Below are 15301 nucleotides of genomic sequence, written 5' to 3' on the forward strand. Positions count from 1 at the left end.
GCGCGGCGTAGGGTCGGTGCATGGCCACGCCACAGACCCCCTACGACGCGGTGCTGCACGCCGCGCGCGACGTGACGAGGCTCGACTCCGCCCTAGACGCGGAGATGCTCGGCACCGCGTTGCTGGGCAGCGTCTACGCCGTCGCCGAACGCGACCGGGAGCAGGCCGTCCGCGAGTTCGTCACCGGTTTCCTCGCCGCCACGTCCCGGCGGCGCAGCGCCGCCGCGACCACCATCCGGGCCGTCTTCGCCGCCCTGGTGCCCGACGCCGAGGGCGCCGCCCGGGTCCGGCTCGGGGCGTACGCCCCGGCGTGGGCCGGCCAGCTCGGCCGGGTGCGCCTCACCGGCACCTGGGCCTACGGCGACGTGTACGGCGACCAGACCTCCTACCTCGCCACGTTCGCCTACGACGACGAGGAGCAGGGTGGGCCGGAGCACGCCCTGGTGGCCCTCGTCGACCACAACATCGGCATCACCAAGGACGTGTTCGTCGGCGGGCCGGCGGCCCGGATCGTCGAGCAGGCCCGGGAGATCTGCACCGAGGACGAGTTCACCTGGTTCCGCACCGAGGACCCGGCGCGGATGCGCGCGGAGGTGAGCCGCCATCTGACGGTCACCGACGACCTCGACGAGCTACCCGCCCAGGGTTCGCTCGCCACCGACCGGGCCCTGGTGGGCGCCCGGCTGGCCGCCCTGCCCGGGGCAGCGGCACCGATCCGGCCGGCGGTCGTCCCGCCGACCGACGAGGAGCGGACCCGGCTGGTGCGTACCTTCCTGGACTCGCCCGAGGCGGCCCGGTTCGGCCTGCCCGACGTGGCCGACGGCGAGCTGGCCTCGCTGCACTTCTGCCTGGGTCTGCTGCTCGACCACGCGGCGAGCTTCCCGGACGCCGACCCGATGCGGTGGAGCCCGATGGTCGCCGAGCTGTTCCTGCTCGACTGGGTGCACCGCCGCGCCGTGCTCGACATGGACGACGCCGCCATGCTGCCCCGGGTGCTGCGCGCCTGGGCGGCGTACGCCTCCCGTCGGCGCGGCCTGCCGCAACCGGCCGCCGACCGGACGGACGAGGCGATCAGCGAGATGGTCCCCGAGTTCGCCCGGCTCTACAGCACCGGTGAGCGGCGCAGCCCGGCCACCGCGGCGGTGGCCCAGCTCATGGCGGACGGGGTCGACCCGGACGACCCGGAGGCGTTGAACGCCTGGATCGAGGCCAACCGGCACCGCCTCACCGACGACCCTGCCTGACCCGCATCCGGGCCAACCTGCCTGGGCTTGATCGACACCACTTCACCGAAGTGGCCCTATTAGCCCGACACCACCTCGCCGAAGTGGCTGTATCCGCCCGCCCGGGACCACACCACTACGCCGAAGTGCAATCGATCAAGCGGCAGCCCGCCCGGCTCGGTGCGACAGTTCAGCCCGATGTCGCGGACGGGCGCGAGGCGGAGGTGGGGCGCTGGCCGGGCGTACCGTTCGTCCGCCCCGACCCCGACCGCAGCACCGCCCCCGACCCCGACCGCAGCACCGCCCCCGACNTCGGCTCGGACATCACTCCGGAGCCGGGCTCGGACGTCGCCCCGGAGCGGGGCCCGGACGTCGGGCCGGACGACGTGATGGACGGATCGGACGAGGGTTCGCTCGTCGGCCCCGGCGAGGTCTCGCTCGGCTCGGCGGACGGCACGGGCGTCGGCTCGGCGGACGGCACAGGCGTCGGCTCGGCGGACGGCACAGGCGTCGGCTCGGCCGAGGGGTCGCCAGGATCGGTGGGGTCGGTGGGGTCGGGCTCGGCGGAGGAGACCGTCGGCTCGGGGCTCGGGCTCGGCGCCGAAGTGTCCGGGTCGGACGGCGACGGGGACGGGGACGGCGACGGCACCGGCGACGGCCGTGGTGGTCGGGCCGGTGTGGGTCGGCTCGGTGTGGACGGTGGCACCGGCGCGGTGACCGGCCGGGACCGGATGCGGGAGCCGAGGTCGCTGTCGTCGGGCAGCGCCGGTGCGGCCGGGAGCACCGGCCGCGGCGGCAGGGAGGAGGCCCCGGCGGGTGTGGGCGCGGGGAGCGCCGGCGCCGGGGTGGCCCGGGGCAGCGGGACGACCACCGGCCCCACCGACGGGGTCGGGAGGAACGGGGTGCTGGCGTCGGGGAGGGCGCTGTTTCCCACGGTCGCCGACCCGGTGCTGATGGCGGCGAGGATCGGCATCGAGGCGGTGCCGGCGAGCAGCGCCACGGTCAGCAGGTAGCCCCGGCTCGGACCGCCGACGCCGGGGGCGCGGTGCGCGCCGATGACCCGTCGGTAGGGGGAGACGGAGCCGGCCCGGTGCCGGCCGAGGAAGGGAGCACCGGGAGGACCCTCGGGTTCGGACACCGGCTCACTCCTCGTACGTCGACGGGCAGGAAAACACGCGGAAATATTTGGGCAAATGCCCCACAAGGGCTCACTGTCAGCTTGACCCAGCAACGGTCAGTTCNCCGACAAAAGTGTCTATGCGTCATAAAACTGACGGAACCTCCCCGATGGGGGAGACCATACTGTGGGCCCGCTCACCTCCTCTGCAATCATTCAGAAACGACGGCAACGCAGCCGCCACCTCCGCGTACCCCGCGGCTCGGTGCGGTACGACGCCGGCACTCCCGGGCCTGGGTCCCCCCACGGACCCCGGCTCACGCCCGCGCGGCAACCCCCACCGGGGCTAGGCGCGGTCGGACCGACCCGGCAGCAGCCGGGGCGGGCGCATGAGGTGCGCGGCTCGGGTCACCCCCGGCGCCGGCGCAGACAGACAGGGAGAGACGGATGGCAAAGGGCGACCCCGGGGCCGCCACCCGCAGCAAGCGGGCCGCACCCCGTACCAGGCGCGCCGCCGCGACCGGCGAACCGGAACTCGTACAGTTGCTCACCCCGGAGGGGGAGCGGATCGAGACCGCGCTCGGCCCGGACGGGACCGAGTACCGCGTCGACTTCACCGACGAGGAGTACCGCGGGCTCTACCGCGACCTCGTCCTGGTGCGCAAGCTCGATGCCGAGGCCACCGCGCTGCAACGCCAGGGCGAGCTGGGCCTCTGGGCCAGCCTGCTGGGGCAGGAGGCCGCGCAGGTGGGCTCCGGCCGCGCGCTCCGCGCCCAGGACATGGCCTTCCCGACCTACCGGGAGCACGGCGTCCTCTACTGCCGGGGCATCGACCCGATCATGCCGCTCGGCCTGTTCCGCGGCGTCGACCAGGGCGGCTGGGACCCGAATGAGTTCAAGTTCAACATGTACACGATCGTGATCGGGGCGCAGACCCTGCACGCGACCGGGTACGCCATGGGTGTCGCCATGGACGGCAAGACCGGCGGCGAGGACGGCGAGGCGGTGATCGCCTACTTCGGCGACGGCGCCACCAGCCAGGGCGACGTCAACGAGTCGTTCGTCTGGGCCAGCGTCTTCAACGCCCCGCTGGTGTTCTTCTGCCAGAACAACCAGTACGCCATCTCCGAGCCGCTGGAGCGGCAGACCCGCGTTCCCCTCTACCGGCGGGCCGGCGGCTTCGGCTTCCCCGGTGTCCGGGTGGACGGCAACGACGTGCTCGCGTCGTACGCGGTGACCCGGCACGCGCTCGACGTCGCGCGCAACGGCCAGGGCCCGTCGCTCATCGAGGCGTACACCTACCGGATGGGGGCGCACACCACCTCCGACGACCCGACGCGTTACCGGATCGCCAGCGAGGTCGAGGCCTGGCAGGCCAAGGACCCGATCGCCCGGATGAAGGCGTTCCTGCTCAAGCAGCAGATCGCCGACGAGTCGTTCTTCACCGAGATCGACGAGCAGGCCCGCGCCGAGTCGGTGCACCTGCGCGAGCGGGTGCTGAACATGCCCGACCCGCAGCCGGTGAGCATGTTCGACCACGTCTACCCGCACGGCTCCGCCGAGTTGGACGAGCAGCGGGCCCGGTTCTCGCAGTACATGGAGTCGTTCGAGGGGAGCGCGCACTGATGGCCACGGAGACGCTCACCCTCGGCAAGGCGCTCAACACCGGCCTGCGGCGGGCCCTGGAGCACGACCGGAAGGTCGTCATCATGGGCGAGGACGTCGGCAAGCTCGGCGGCGTGTTCCGGATCACCGACGGCCTCCAGAAGGACTTCGGCGACCAGCGGGTGATCGACACCCCGCTGGCCGAGTCCGGCATCATCGGCACCGCGGTCGGCCTGGCCATCCGCGGCTTCCGGCCGGTCTGCGAGATCCAGTTCGACGGCTTCGTCTACCCGGCGTACGACCAGATCGTGTCGCAGGTGGCGAAGATGCACTACCGCTCGCAGGGCAAGGTGCGGATCCCGATGGTCATCCGCATCCCCTACGGCGGTGGCATCGGCGCGGTCGAGCACCACTCCGAGTCGCCCGAGGCGTACTTCGCGCACACCGCCGGCCTGAAGGTGGTGACCTGCGCCAACCCGCAGGACGCGTACGTGATGATCCAGCAGGCCATCGCCTCGGACGACCCGATCGTGTTCCTGGAGCCGAAGCGGCGTTACTGGGAGAAGGGTCCGGTCGACCTGGACGCGCCGCTCGCCGACGCGTACCCCCTGCACTCGGCCCGGGTCGTGCGGGCCGGGACCGACGCCACGGTGCTGGCCTACGGTCCGATGGTGCGCACCGCGCTCGACGCGGCGACCGCCGCCGCCGAGGACGGCCGGGAGTTGGAGGTCATCGACCTGCGGACACTCTCGCCGCTGGACCTGACCGCTGTGTACGAGTCGGTGCGGCGCACCGGCCGGTGCGTGGTCGTGCACGAGGCCCCGGGCAACCTCGGCCTCGGCTCGGAGATCGCGGCCCGGATCACCGAGGAGTGCTTCTACTCGCTGGAGTCCCCGGTGTTGCGGGTGACCGGCTTCGACNGCTCGACGCCGTCGACCGCACCTTCGGCTGGTGAGCGCGATGTCCCGGATCAAGGAGTTCAACCTGCCCGACCTGGGCGAGGGCCTGACCGAGGGCGAGATCCTCGCCTGGCTGGTCAAGGTGGGCGACGACATCGAGCTGAACCAGCCGATCGTCGAGGTGGAGACCGCGAAGGCGGCGGTCGAGATCCCGGCGAAGTGGGCCGGTCGGGTGCAGGCGATCTTCCACCCGGAGGGTTCGACGGTCGAGGTCGGCGTGCCGATCATCGCGATCGACACCGACCCGAACGCCGGGCCGCTGGAGTCGACGACCGGCGCTCCGGCGTCGGAGCTGCCGACCCCGTCGGCCGCGTCGCTGGCGGCGGTGGAGGTCGCGCCCGCCGAGGGCATGGTCGAGCCGGGCCTGATCGGCGGCGTCGCCCCGGGTGGGCGTACCGCCGTGCTGGTCGGCTACGGCCCGCGCAACGCGCCGGCCAAGCGTCGTCCGCGCCGCGGTGGCGTGCCGGCCCAGCCCGCGACACCGGCCCAGGCCGCGACACCGGCCCAGCCCGCGCCGGTCGCGCCGGCCCCGGCGGCACCGGCGGCACCGGCGGCACCGGCTCCGACGGTGAACGGCAACGGCCGGGCCGGCGGCCCGGTGCTGGCCAAACCGCCGGTCCGCAAGCTGGCCCGGGACCTCGGGGTCGACCTGGCCACGCTGACCGGTTCCGGTCCGCTGGGCTCGATCACCCGTGAGGACGTACAGCGGGCGGCGAGCGGGACCCCGGCGGCGGCCGAGCCGCTGACGGTCGCGGCCCCGGCCGCGTCGTCCGCGAGCTTCGGCGCGGACCGCGAGCAGCGCATCCCGGTCAAGGGGGTACGCAAGCTCACCGCCGAGAACATGGCCCGCTCGGCGTTCACCGCGCCTCATGTGACGGAGTTCCTGACCGTCGACGTGACCCGGGCGATGAAGGCGCTGGACCGGCTCCGCGACCGGCGCGAGTGGCGGGACGTGCGTGTCTCGCCGCTGCTGCTGGTCGCGAAGGCGGTGCTGCTGGCGGTGAAGCGGCACCCGATGGTCAACTCAACCTGGGCCGGCGACGAGATCGTGGTCAAGGAGTACGTCAACCTGGGCATCGCGGCGGCCACCGAGCGTGGCCTCATCGTGCCGAACATCAAGGACGCCGGCCGGCTGACGCTGCGCGAGCTGGCGGACGCGATGACCGGCCTGGTGCAGACCGCGAAGTCGGGGAAGACCTCCCCGGCGGACATGTCCGGCGGCACGCTGACCATCACCAACGTCGGCGTCTTCGGCGTCGACACCGGTACGCCGATCCTGCCTCCGGGTGAGTCGGCGATCCTCGCCTTCGGCGCGGTCCGGGAGCAGCCGTGGGTGCACAAGGGCAAGGTGAAGCCGCGCCTGGTGACCACGCTCGGCCTCTCCTTCGACCACCGGATCATCGATGGTGAACTGGGCTCGAAGTTCCTCCGCGACATCGGGGACTTCCTGGCCGACCCGGAGGCGGCGCTGCTCGCCTGGACCTGACGTACCACCGCTCCGGCCACGGCCGGTGTGCCACGGGTGAACGCCCGGTACACCGGCCGTGGCCGTTCAGGGGCGAAATCGTCGGCAGCGCACCGCTGTGGACCTACGTTTCTTAGGCGCGTGGCTCAGCTCACCTAATAATTGATGGCGCCAGGCGGTCTGATGCGCTTGAATGGAGGCATCAAGGGGCTGACAACCGAATAGCCAGAGGAGAGACCCGAGATGAGCATGATCGAGCGAATCCGCACCCGCCGCGACGCCAACCGCCGGGCCCGTGCCATCGAGCACGCCCTGCGCTCCGCGAACTCGCCCGCGGTTCGCGAGGAGCTTCTCGCCATCGCCCAGCGTCACATGAGCTGACGCCACCGACCTTTCTCCTCCTCCAGATCGAAGACCCGCCCGGGACCACCGGGCGGGTCTTCGGCGTTCCGCGTCCCGCGGCACCGGGATTCCACCTCGCCGCACCGCCCGGTACGGTTGGCACGGTCGCCAACCGGCTGCCTCCGGACCGACGTGGACAGCGAAACCCATCGACGTCGCCCGGTGACTTTCGGTGACGGCTGACGCTCCCCCGGCCGCCCCCGGGCGGCCACCGGATACGGTGCGGGGAGCCCGCACGGCCGGTACCCGCCGGCGACACCGGCAGCCGTGCCGACGGTCTCCGACCGGCACCGGCGGCCGACCTGTGATGGAGGAGGCGCACCCATGACGTCCGAGGCTCCGCACCGCCCCGGCCAGGAGCCGGGCGAGGTGTCGCCGGGCACCGGCGGACCGGTGCCGTACGGCGATCAGCCGGCGCAGCAGGACAACGGGTACAACGGCGCACCCGACCTCGGCTGGGCCCCGCCCCCGCCGGGCGGTCGGCCCGCGCAACCGGCCCCCGCCTGGGCCGCGACCGACGACCAGCCCCCCGCGTGGGGCCCACCCCCGGGCCAGCCCGTCACCGGCCGGGCCACCGCGCAGGTGCCCCCGCCGGCCGAGCCGGGCGGCCGGGGCGCACCGCCCGCCTGGGGCACCCCGGAACAGAACCCGCCGGCCTGGGCACAGCCGGGCCAGGGTGGCCCCGCGTGGACCCCGCCGGAGCAGTCCTCCCCGGACCGGCCCGCCGCGCCGGCACCGCCAGCCTGGGCCGCCGCGCCGCCGCACCACCCCGGCGAGGCCGCCCCGCCCGCCCGGTCCGCTGCCCCGCCGCACCACCCGGGCGAGCCCGCCCGGTCTGCCGAGCAGCACCGCCCCGCGTGGGGTGCCGGCAGCCCACCCGCCGAGCAGCCGGCCTGGGCGCAGCCCGGCGACGCGCGAGGCACCGGCTACGTCCCGGCCCCGGCCACCGTCCCGAACGAGACCTGGGTGACGCCCGCTCCGACGGCGACGCAGGACGACGACGCGGTCCACTCCGGAGGCTGGGCCGCGGGGGCGGCACAGCCGGAGGAACCACCGCGCTCCGGCACCTGGACGCCGCGCGACGAGCAGGCCGGTGGCACCGACGACCCCCACCGCTCCGGCGGCTGGACCCCGCGCGACAGCCAGCCGGCCTGGGTTCCGCCCGGCCAGCAGTCCGGCGCCACCTGGCCGCCGGCCGAGCCGACCGCCCGCGCCGCCGCCACGGCCTCCGTGCCCGGCGCCGTCCGGCCGGAGCAGGCCTGGTCCGGGTCGGAGCAGTCCGATCCGGACGGTCGGCAGTCCACCCCGACCAGGCCGGAGGACGACCCGCACCGCTCGGGCGGGTGGAACCCGGCGGGTGCCCCGCGGCACGACGACCCGGCCCGTTCCGACGGCTGGGCCGCTCAGCCGGCCGAGAACCGCACCGGCGCCGGCTGGGACGAGTCCACCCGGGACGACGACCCGGACCGGTCCGGCGGCTGGGCCGCCGGGGGACGCGCCGCCGAGACGCCGCAGCCGGGTGGCTGGGGCGAGCCGGAGCAGCCCCGGTCCGCCGGCGGGTGGCCGGGTGCCGCCGCGCCGCAGCAACGCGAACCCGAGGAGCAGAACGCCGGCTGGCCGGCGCCGCAGCAGCGCGAGCCCGAGGAACAGCCCGGCGGTTGGCGCGGCGGCGCCGTCGCGCCGCAGCAACGTGAGCCCGAGCGCTCGGCGGACGAGCGGGCGCAGCCCGGATGGGGCTCCGCCGCCGTGCCCGCCGAGGCGTCGGCCCGCGCCAGCGTGTCCGTGCCGGCCTCCGACCGGCCAGCCGCCTGGGGCGGCGGTCAGGACGAGCGGGCCACCAACCGGCCGGCCGTGCCGGACGCCGAGCCCTGGTCACCCGACGAGGCGTGGGGCCGGGCCGACGCTGCCGCCCCGGCACCCGCCCAGGGCTGGTCGCCGGCCGAGGACGCCCCGATCTACCAGCCCGCGCCCGGCCCGGGCATCTCCCCCGGCAACGCGGTACCCCTGCCCGCGCAGGAGCAGCGGGTGCCGGGGGCGGCCCTGGCCGCCTCGCCGCCCGCCGACCACCCGGCCGCCGCGCAGTTCGGGCCCACCGACCGCGAACCCCGGGCGTACGAGCCGGAGCGCGGCGACGCCGGCTGGGGCGGTGCCCGGCCGGGACACGACGCGCCGCAGTCACCGGCCGGTCCGGTCGTTCCCGGCCCGCGTCCGTCGCCCGAGGGGGGCCCGGTCTCGGCCAGCGCGTCGGTGCCGGTGGCCAGCCGGGTCGCGCCGCCGACCGACCAGCCCGTGCACCAGACCGGCGCACCGGCGCCGCAGCCCCGGGTGTACGGCCGGCCCGCCCGCCCGGAGCCCGAGGAGGCCGCCGGGCCGGACGACGCCCACAACTTCGCCCGGCCGCAGTCCCACCCCGACGACGCGCGTGGCTTCGCCGGGCCGCAGTCCCGCCCCGACAACGCGCGCGGCTTCGCCGGTTCGCAGTCCCGACCGGACGACGCGCACGGCTTCGCCGGGCCGCAGTCCCGACCGGACGACGCGCCGGGCTCCGCCGGTCCGCAGTCCCGCCCGGACGACGCGCACGGCTTCGCCGGGCCGCAGTCCCGCCCCGACGACGCACCGGGCTTCCCCCGTCCGGACGGACCGCACGGGGTTCCCGGCCACGACGGCCCGCACGGTTTCGCCGGGCCGCAGTCCCGGCCCGAGGACGACGGTCCCCGTGGGTACCCCGACGCGCCACCCCCCACGGCGGCGTTCCCGGTCGGCGTCCCGTCCTTCGTCGACCCGCCCGGCAACAACCGTCCCGCCAACGGGGTGCACCCGCAGGACGAGGAGCCCCGCGACCCGTTCGACGGCCCCGGCGGCCGGCCGAACCCGTACGGCGCAGCCGGTGGTCAGCAGGACGCGTTCCACGGTCCCGGTGGCCGTCCCGACCCGTTCGGCCCCGGCGGCCAGCAGGACCCGTACCCTGCCCCGGCCGGTGGGCGCGCCTCGGTACCCGTACCGGGTCAGGGCCCGGGGGGCGAGCCCGGCGGTTTCCCGCCCGCGTTCTCGCCGCCGCCTCAGGCCCCGCCGGCCTGGGCTCAGGACGACCCGACCGGTGAACCCGAGCAGGGCCGCTTCGACGCGTTCAAGCCGGACGCCGAGCCGCAGACCGAGGCGCCCGTGCCGAAGGTACGCAACGGCCGGGTGCTGGCCTCCGTGCTGATCGCGGCGGTGCTCATCCTCGCCGTACCGCTCGGCCTGCTCACGCTGCTCGGCAAGATCGGCGGCGATGACAAGCCGGCGGGCTTCGACCCGGCGGTCGGCTCCTGCATCAAGCAGTCCGGCGACAGCGCGGTGAAGGCGGAATGCGGGGAGCAGGGCGCGTTCACCGTGGTGTCGAAGGTCGACAACAAGGACAAGTGCGCCGACCTGACCCAGCCCACGGTCGTCCTCCGGGGCGGCGGCACCAACCGAGTCCTCTGCCTGAAGCCAGCCGCCCAGTAAAACGCCCCACCGAAGCGCCCGCCCCACCCAGGGCGGGCGCTTCCCCACCCCACCCCACCCCCCGCCCCGCCCCGGGNAGCTGCGCTTTCCGGCCCGTTTCCTGCCGCCAACTTCATGGTCAACGGGGGACGGGCGGTCGTGAAGGACGGGGTGGGGTGGGTCAGGCGCGTCGGGTGACCGTGGCGACGAAAGTTCGCCAGGCGGCCGGCTCGAAGGCGAGCGCGGGGCCGGTCGGGTCCTTCGAGTCGCGCACGCCGACGACGCCGGGAAGGTTGTCGGCGACCTCGACGCAGGCCCCTTGGTTGCTGCCGCTGCGGGTGCTCTTGCGCCAGTTCGCGCCGGTCAGGTCCATGACTTCGCCACTTCCATCATCAGCTCGGTGGACTGTTGCAGGGTCAGCGCCTCGGCGAGGATGGCTTCCCATTGCTCACGCAGGGCCGCTACCTCAGCGGCCCGCTCGACCACCTGACCCCGCAGCCTGTTGTCGAGGTAACCCACGTCAATCAAGTCAGCCAGAGTCGCGACGACAAACGGTCCGTCGAGGCCAGCGTACGCGCCGACCCCGCGCGGAACGACATGGATTCTGACGCGCCGCCGGTCCTCATTCAGCCGCGCCAGGTGAAACAGTTGCTCGCGCATCACCGCGGGGCCGCCGACCGGGCGTCGAAGGACTGCGTCGTCAAGCACGGCGACGAGGTGCGGAGGGTCATCGCCGGCGAGGATCTGTTGCCGCGCCACCCTCTTGGCTACGCGCGTCTCCACCTCGTCGGCGCTGATCCTGCCGTCGCTGCCGAACACGGCGCGTGCGTACGCCTCGGTTTGCAGGAGTCCGGGGACCCACGCGACCTCACACCATCGCAGCCTGCGGGCCTGCTGCTCGTAGGTGATCCATTCGCGCAGCCAGAGCGGGGCGGCATCGAGGTCGGAGAGCCGGTCGAGTAGCCGAACGAACATGCCACCGGTCTTCAACGCCCGATCGATCGCTGCGGCGTAGTCACCCGTCGGCGGACGCGAGCCGGTTTCCACGGCACTGACGTGCGTGCCCGAATAGCTGATCAGCTTCCCGAAGTCGTCCTGACTGAGCCCGCGCGACGCACGCGCGTACCGCAACTCGTCGAGCAGGACCTCAGCGCCCGTCATGCCCATGTCCCCACTCCTCCCCCATCCTCAGGCGGCTATTCCCCGACGCCCTCCAGGAGGGCAAACGCTGTCCGTCGCGGTCGCTCCAACGTGGCCGAACACCTTCCGACACTAGGTGGTTACGCACGAGAGTGGAACCAGCGGCGCGGCCGGCAGGGACCACCCGAGACCCGGCGGTCGTGTCAGTCAGGGGACCGCTCCGCCCGGCCAGTCGCGCGAGACGGAGCGGTCCCCTTCCATCCCGCCGACGGAGGGTGTGCCTGTGTCCGAGGAGACGCCGCCGACCGAACCGCCCCCGGTGCCCGGCCGCGAGATCATCGCGCCCCCGCCCGCGCCCGGCACCGTCCTCCACCTGACCCGCGCGGCGTCGCCGCAGTTCGCCAGGCCGATCATGGCCCGGGTGATTCGCGTACGCGAGTGGTCGACATTCGACGGATGGCGTTGGATCGACGTCTACCAGCTCGCACCGGACGGGAGCGCGATCGCTCGCCGTACCCTGTTCGTGCGGCTCGCCGGGGTGCGCTCGCAGAATCCGCCGCCCGCGCCTCAGCGTCGGAGTTCGCCGTTTCGGGCCGGTGTCTGATGGTCCGTCGTCCGCGTCGCGCCGCCCACACGCCCTCGCGGCCCACCTGGCGCTGTCAGGCGTGCGGGGTGNGGCGGACCTGAAGGCGTACCTTTCGGTCCTGCGACAGGAGGCGGCCGACCAGCTCGCGGAGTTGGACGGCGGCCGACGGCCGACGGGCCTCGACGGTCGTTTCACGGAGTGGGTCGAGCGCACGGGCCTCGCCGCGACGGTGTCGCGCTGGCCGGGCCCCGGTGGTGCGGCAGGATGGGGTGATGAGCGCACGAGTACGGGCACCTGAGCTGCGCGGTCGCGGCTGGCTGAACACCGGCGGCAAGGCCGTCACGTTGGCCGACCTGCGCGGCAGGATCACCTTGTTGGACTTTTGGACCTTCTGCTGCATCAACTGCCTGCATGTGCTCGACGAGCTGCGCCCGCTGGAGCAGAAGTACGGCGACGTGCTGGTCGTGATCGGGGTGCACTCGCCGAAGTTCGAGCACGAGAAGGACCCGGAGGCGCTGGCCGCCGCCGTCGAGCGGTACGGCGTGCACCACCCGGTGCTGGACGACCCCGAGATGGACATGTGGCAGCAGTACGCGGCCAAGGCGTGGCCGACGCTGGCGGTGGTCGACCCCGAGGGGTACGTGGTCGCCACCATGGCCGGCGAGGGGCACGCCGAGGGGCTGGCCCGACTGATCGACGACCTGATCGCCACGCACGAGGCGAAGGGCACGCTGCACCGGGGCGAGGGCCCGTACGTTCCACCCGCCGAACCGGACACGGCGCTGCGCTTCCCCGGCAAGGCCGTCCCGCTCACCGGTGGGACCCTGCTGGTCTCCGACTCGGCCCGGCATTCGCTGGTGGAGCTGGCCGCCGACGGCGAAACCGTGGTCCGCCGAATCGGTGCGGGCATCCGCGGCCGGGCGGACGGCCCGGCGGCCGCCGCCACGTTCGCCGAACCGCAGGGGCTGTGCCTGCTGCCTCCGCATGTGGCCGAGGTGGCCGGTTACGACCTGGTCGTCGCGGACACGGTCAACCACCTGCTGCGCGGCGTACGCCTGTCCTCCGGTGAGGTGGTCACCGTGGCCGGCACCGGGCGGCAGTGGCGCTCGACGGTCGACGACCACGCGCACGACGCACGGGCGGTCGACCTGTCGTCGCCGTGGGACGTGGCCTGGTACGACGACCGGGTGGTCGTGGCGATGGCCGGCATCCACCAGCTCTGGTGGTTCGACCCGATCAAGCGGACCGCCGGCATGTACGCCGGCACCACGGTCGAGGCGCTGCGCGACGGGCCGCTGCCGGACGTCTGGATGGCCCAGCCCTCCGGGTTGTCGGTCTCGGCGGACGGGGCCCGGCTGTGGATCGCCGACAGTGAGACCAGCGCGATCCGTTGGATCTCCGGCGGCGTCATGCACACCGCCATCGGCCAGGGCCTGTTCGACTTCGGGCACGTCGACGGCGCGGCCGACCAGGCGTTGCTCCAGNCAACGGCGCGGTGCGCCGCTTCGACCCGGCGAGCGGGCAGGTCGGCACCGTGGCCGACGGGCTGGCCGAGCCGAGCGACCTGGTGCTCACCGCCGAGGGTGACGTGCTGGTGGTCGAGTCGGCCGCGCACCGGCTGACCCGGTTGGCACCGGGCGCGCTGACGGCGGCCGGCGCGAGCACCGTGACGGGGGCGCGGCACCGGCTGGAACGCAAGCCCACCGACGTGGCGGCCGGGGAGCTGACCCTCGACGTGATCTTCACGCCGGCTCCGGGGCAGAAGCTCGATGACACGTACGGGCCGTCGACCCGGCTGGTGGTCTCGGCGTCCCCGCCGGAGCTGCTGGTCGAGGGTGCCGGCACGACGACCGACCTGTCCCGCCGGCTGGTGCTCAGCGGTGACGTGGCGCAGGGGGTGCTTCAGGTGACCGCGCAGGCGGCCACCTGCGACGCGGACGTCGAGCACGCCGCCTGCCACCTGACCCGGCAGGACTGGGGCGTACCGCTCCGGGTCGTCGCCAATGGCACCCGCCGCCTCCCCCTGGTGCTGCGCGGCCTCGACGAGTCGTGAGGAGTGTTAGGAGGGGCCCCTTCCTATACCGAATGCGTTAACAGGGGCCCCCTCCTTTCACGCGAACGCAGTGAGCGTGACCCCAGCGTCGATCAACGCCGCTCGCACCAGCTCCGCGCACCGCACCGCACCCGGCGTGTCCCCGTGCAGGCAGATCGACTCGACCGGGCAGGGAACCACGCTGCCGTCGACCGCGACCACGGTCCGCTCGACGGCCATCCGGACCGCCCGGACGGCGATCTGATCCGGATCGGTCACCATCGCGTTCGGAGCGCCGCGCGGCACCAGCGCGCCGTTGGGCAGGTAGTTGCGGTCGGCGAAACCCTCGGCGACCACCCGCAGGCCGGCACCGACGGCGAGTTGGGCGAGCACCGTGCCGGGTTGGCAGAGCACCGGCAGCTCGTGGTCGTACCCGCTGATCGCCGCGACCAGCGCGGCGGCCTGCGCCTCGTCGCACGCGGCCGCGTGGTAGAGCGCGCCGTGCGGCTTCAGGTAGCGCACCTTGGTGCGGTAGAGCCGGCAGAACGCGTCCAGCGCACCGAGCTGGTAGAGCGTCTCGTCGCGCAGCTCGGCGAAGTCGTAGGCGATGTGCCGCCGACCGAAGCCGGCGAGGTCGCGGTAGCCGACCTGCGCGCCGACGGCTACGCCGCGCTCGGCGGCGACCGCGCAGACCCGGTGCATGGTGGCCGCGTCGCCGGCGTGGAAGCCGCAGGCGACGTTGGCGGAGCTGATCAGCCCGAGCAGCGCCTCGTCGTCGCCGAGGCGCCAGCTACCGAATCCCTCGCCGAGGTCAGCGTTGAGGTCCATGGAACCTCACCGTAGTCCCTGGCCGGGCCTGGGCGAGCGGGGTCACGTCGTCCACCACCCCGATCACCGGGTACCCACCGGTGGTCGGATGGTCGGCCAGGAAGACCAGCGGCTGGCCGTCCGCCGGCACCTGCACCGCCCCGAGCACCAGGCCCTCGCTGGGCAGTTCGCCGGCGACCGCGCGGGGCAGGGCGACGCCGGCCAGCCGCGCGCCGACCCGGTTGCTGTCCACGGCGACGGTGTACGGGGTGTCGCGCAGCAGGTCGAACGCGGCCGGGGTGAACCAGTCCTGCCGGGGGCCGGCGCGCACGGCCAGCCACAGTTCGGCCGGCACCGGCCGCACGACGGTGTGGTCCACCGGGGCCGGCGGACCGACCGGCGGGCCCAGGGGCAGCCGGTCCCCGTCACGCAGCGGCGGCGGCCCGAGGCCGGAGAGCGTGTCGGTGGACCGGCTGCCGAGCACCGGCTCGACCGCGATC

The 15301-nt window shown here is 74.2% G+C and carries 10 protein-coding genes and 2 pseudogenes; 8 read left to right on the plus strand and 4 right to left on the minus strand.

The genetic code is table 11. From position 1 onward, the window contains the following. Nucleotides 1-20 precede the first annotated feature (20 nt). The 6 genes and pseudogenes from B1205_RS06400 to B1205_RS06425 all read left to right on the plus strand — a co-directional run bounded on the left by B1205_RS06400 (nt 21) and on the right by B1205_RS06425 (nt 10257). Entirely contained in the window at nt 21-1244 is a 1224-nt protein-coding gene (locus B1205_RS06400; protein WP_089154743.1) for a hypothetical protein, read from the plus strand. 1543 nt (nt 1245-2787) lie between these two features. Continuing rightward, nucleotides 2788-3966: a pyruvate dehydrogenase (acetyl-transferring) E1 component subunit alpha gene (pdhA, locus tag B1205_RS06410; protein WP_089154744.1), complete on the plus strand. Its 1179-nt coding sequence runs from the start codon at nt 2788-2790 to the stop codon at nt 3964-3966. Next, nucleotides 3966-4916: pseudogene (locus B1205_RS06415) on the plus strand (alpha-ketoacid dehydrogenase subunit beta); the annotation flags it as partial. The gene pdhA and the pseudogene B1205_RS06415, both read left to right, overlap by 1 nt. Next, on the plus strand, nt 4906-6390 hold the full coding sequence (locus B1205_RS06420; protein WP_089154745.1) for a dihydrolipoamide acetyltransferase family protein: 1485 nt from the start codon (nt 4906-4908) through the stop codon (nt 6388-6390). The pseudogene B1205_RS06415 and the gene B1205_RS06420, both read left to right, overlap by 11 nt. 222 nt (nt 6391-6612) lie before the next feature. Next, complete coding sequence (locus B1205_RS29540; RefSeq protein ID WP_013283356.1) at nt 6613-6750, plus strand: hypothetical protein; 138 nt, start codon at nt 6613-6615, stop codon at nt 6748-6750. 345 nt (nt 6751-7095) lie between these two features. Beyond that, nucleotides 7096-10257: an LppU/SCO3897 family protein gene (locus B1205_RS06425; protein ID WP_254909751.1), complete on the plus strand. Its 3162-nt coding sequence runs from the start codon at nt 7096-7098 to the stop codon at nt 10255-10257. Nucleotides 10258-10417: 160 nt separating this feature from the next. Here the strand turns inward: B1205_RS06425 and B1205_RS06430 are convergent, their stop codons facing one another. Together B1205_RS06430 and B1205_RS06435 are read right to left on the minus strand one after the other, a co-directional pair. Next, nucleotides 10418-10609 carry a DUF397 domain-containing protein gene (locus tag B1205_RS06430; RefSeq protein WP_089154746.1) on the minus strand — a complete coding sequence of 64 codons (192 nt, stop codon included), beginning with the start codon at nt 10607-10609 and terminating at the stop codon, nt 10418-10420. Next, nucleotides 10600-11403: a helix-turn-helix domain-containing protein gene (locus B1205_RS06435; protein WP_089154747.1), complete on the minus strand. Its 804-nt coding sequence runs from the start codon at nt 11401-11403 to the stop codon at nt 10600-10602. The genes B1205_RS06430 and B1205_RS06435 overlap by 10 nt, the downstream gene beginning before the upstream one ends. A 256-nt stretch (nt 11404-11659) precedes the next feature. Between B1205_RS06435 and B1205_RS06440 the strand changes: the two genes are divergently transcribed. Next, nucleotides 11660-11980 carry a hypothetical protein gene (locus tag B1205_RS06440; protein WP_254909752.1) on the plus strand — a complete coding sequence of 107 codons (321 nt, stop codon included), beginning with the start codon at nt 11660-11662 and terminating at the stop codon, nt 11978-11980. Nucleotides 11981-12234: 254 nt separating this feature from the next. Further along, nucleotides 12235-14015: pseudogene (locus tag B1205_RS06450) on the plus strand (NHL domain-containing thioredoxin family protein). Nucleotides 14016-14072: 57 nt separating this feature from the next. Here the strand turns inward: B1205_RS06450 and B1205_RS06455 are convergent. Then, on the minus strand, nt 14073-14822 hold the full coding sequence (locus B1205_RS06455; RefSeq protein ID WP_089154749.1) for a LamB/YcsF family protein: 750 nt from the start codon (nt 14820-14822) through the stop codon (nt 14073-14075). Then, nucleotides 14806-15301: biotin-dependent carboxyltransferase family protein (locus B1205_RS06460; protein WP_254909753.1), on the minus strand; the 496-nt coding region annotated here is incomplete at its 5' end. The genes B1205_RS06455 and B1205_RS06460, both read right to left, overlap by 17 nt.

The organism is Micromonospora sp. NBS 11-29, from assembly GCF_002140155.1.
Lineage (GTDB): Bacteria > Actinomycetota > Actinomycetes > Mycobacteriales > Micromonosporaceae > Micromonospora.

Excerpts from the sequence above, each read along its gene's own strand:
- B1205_RS06400 (WP_089154743.1), top strand. The coding sequence starts at position 21 with ATGGCCACGCCACAGACCCCCTACGACGCGGTGCTGCACGCCGCGCGC.
- pdhA (WP_089154744.1), top strand. The coding sequence starts at position 2,788 with ATGGCAAAGGGCGACCCCGGGGCCGCCACCCGCAGCAAGCGGGCCGCA.
- B1205_RS06420 (WP_089154745.1), top strand. The coding sequence starts at position 4,906 with ATGTCCCGGATCAAGGAGTTCAACCTGCCCGACCTGGGCGAGGGCCTG.
- B1205_RS29540 (WP_013283356.1), top strand. The coding sequence starts at position 6,613 with ATGAGCATGATCGAGCGAATCCGCACCCGCCGCGACGCCAACCGCCGG.
- B1205_RS06425 (WP_254909751.1), top strand. The coding sequence starts at position 7,096 with ATGACGTCCGAGGCTCCGCACCGCCCCGGCCAGGAGCCGGGCGAGGTG.
- B1205_RS06430 (WP_089154746.1), bottom strand. The coding sequence starts at position 10,609 with ATGGACCTGACCGGCGCGAACTGGCGCAAGAGCACCCGCAGCGGCAGC.
- B1205_RS06435 (WP_089154747.1), bottom strand. The coding sequence starts at position 11,403 with ATGGGCATGACGGGCGCTGAGGTCCTGCTCGACGAGTTGCGGTACGCG.
- B1205_RS06455 (WP_089154749.1), bottom strand. The coding sequence starts at position 14,822 with ATGGACCTCAACGCTGACCTCGGCGAGGGATTCGGTAGCTGGCGCCTC.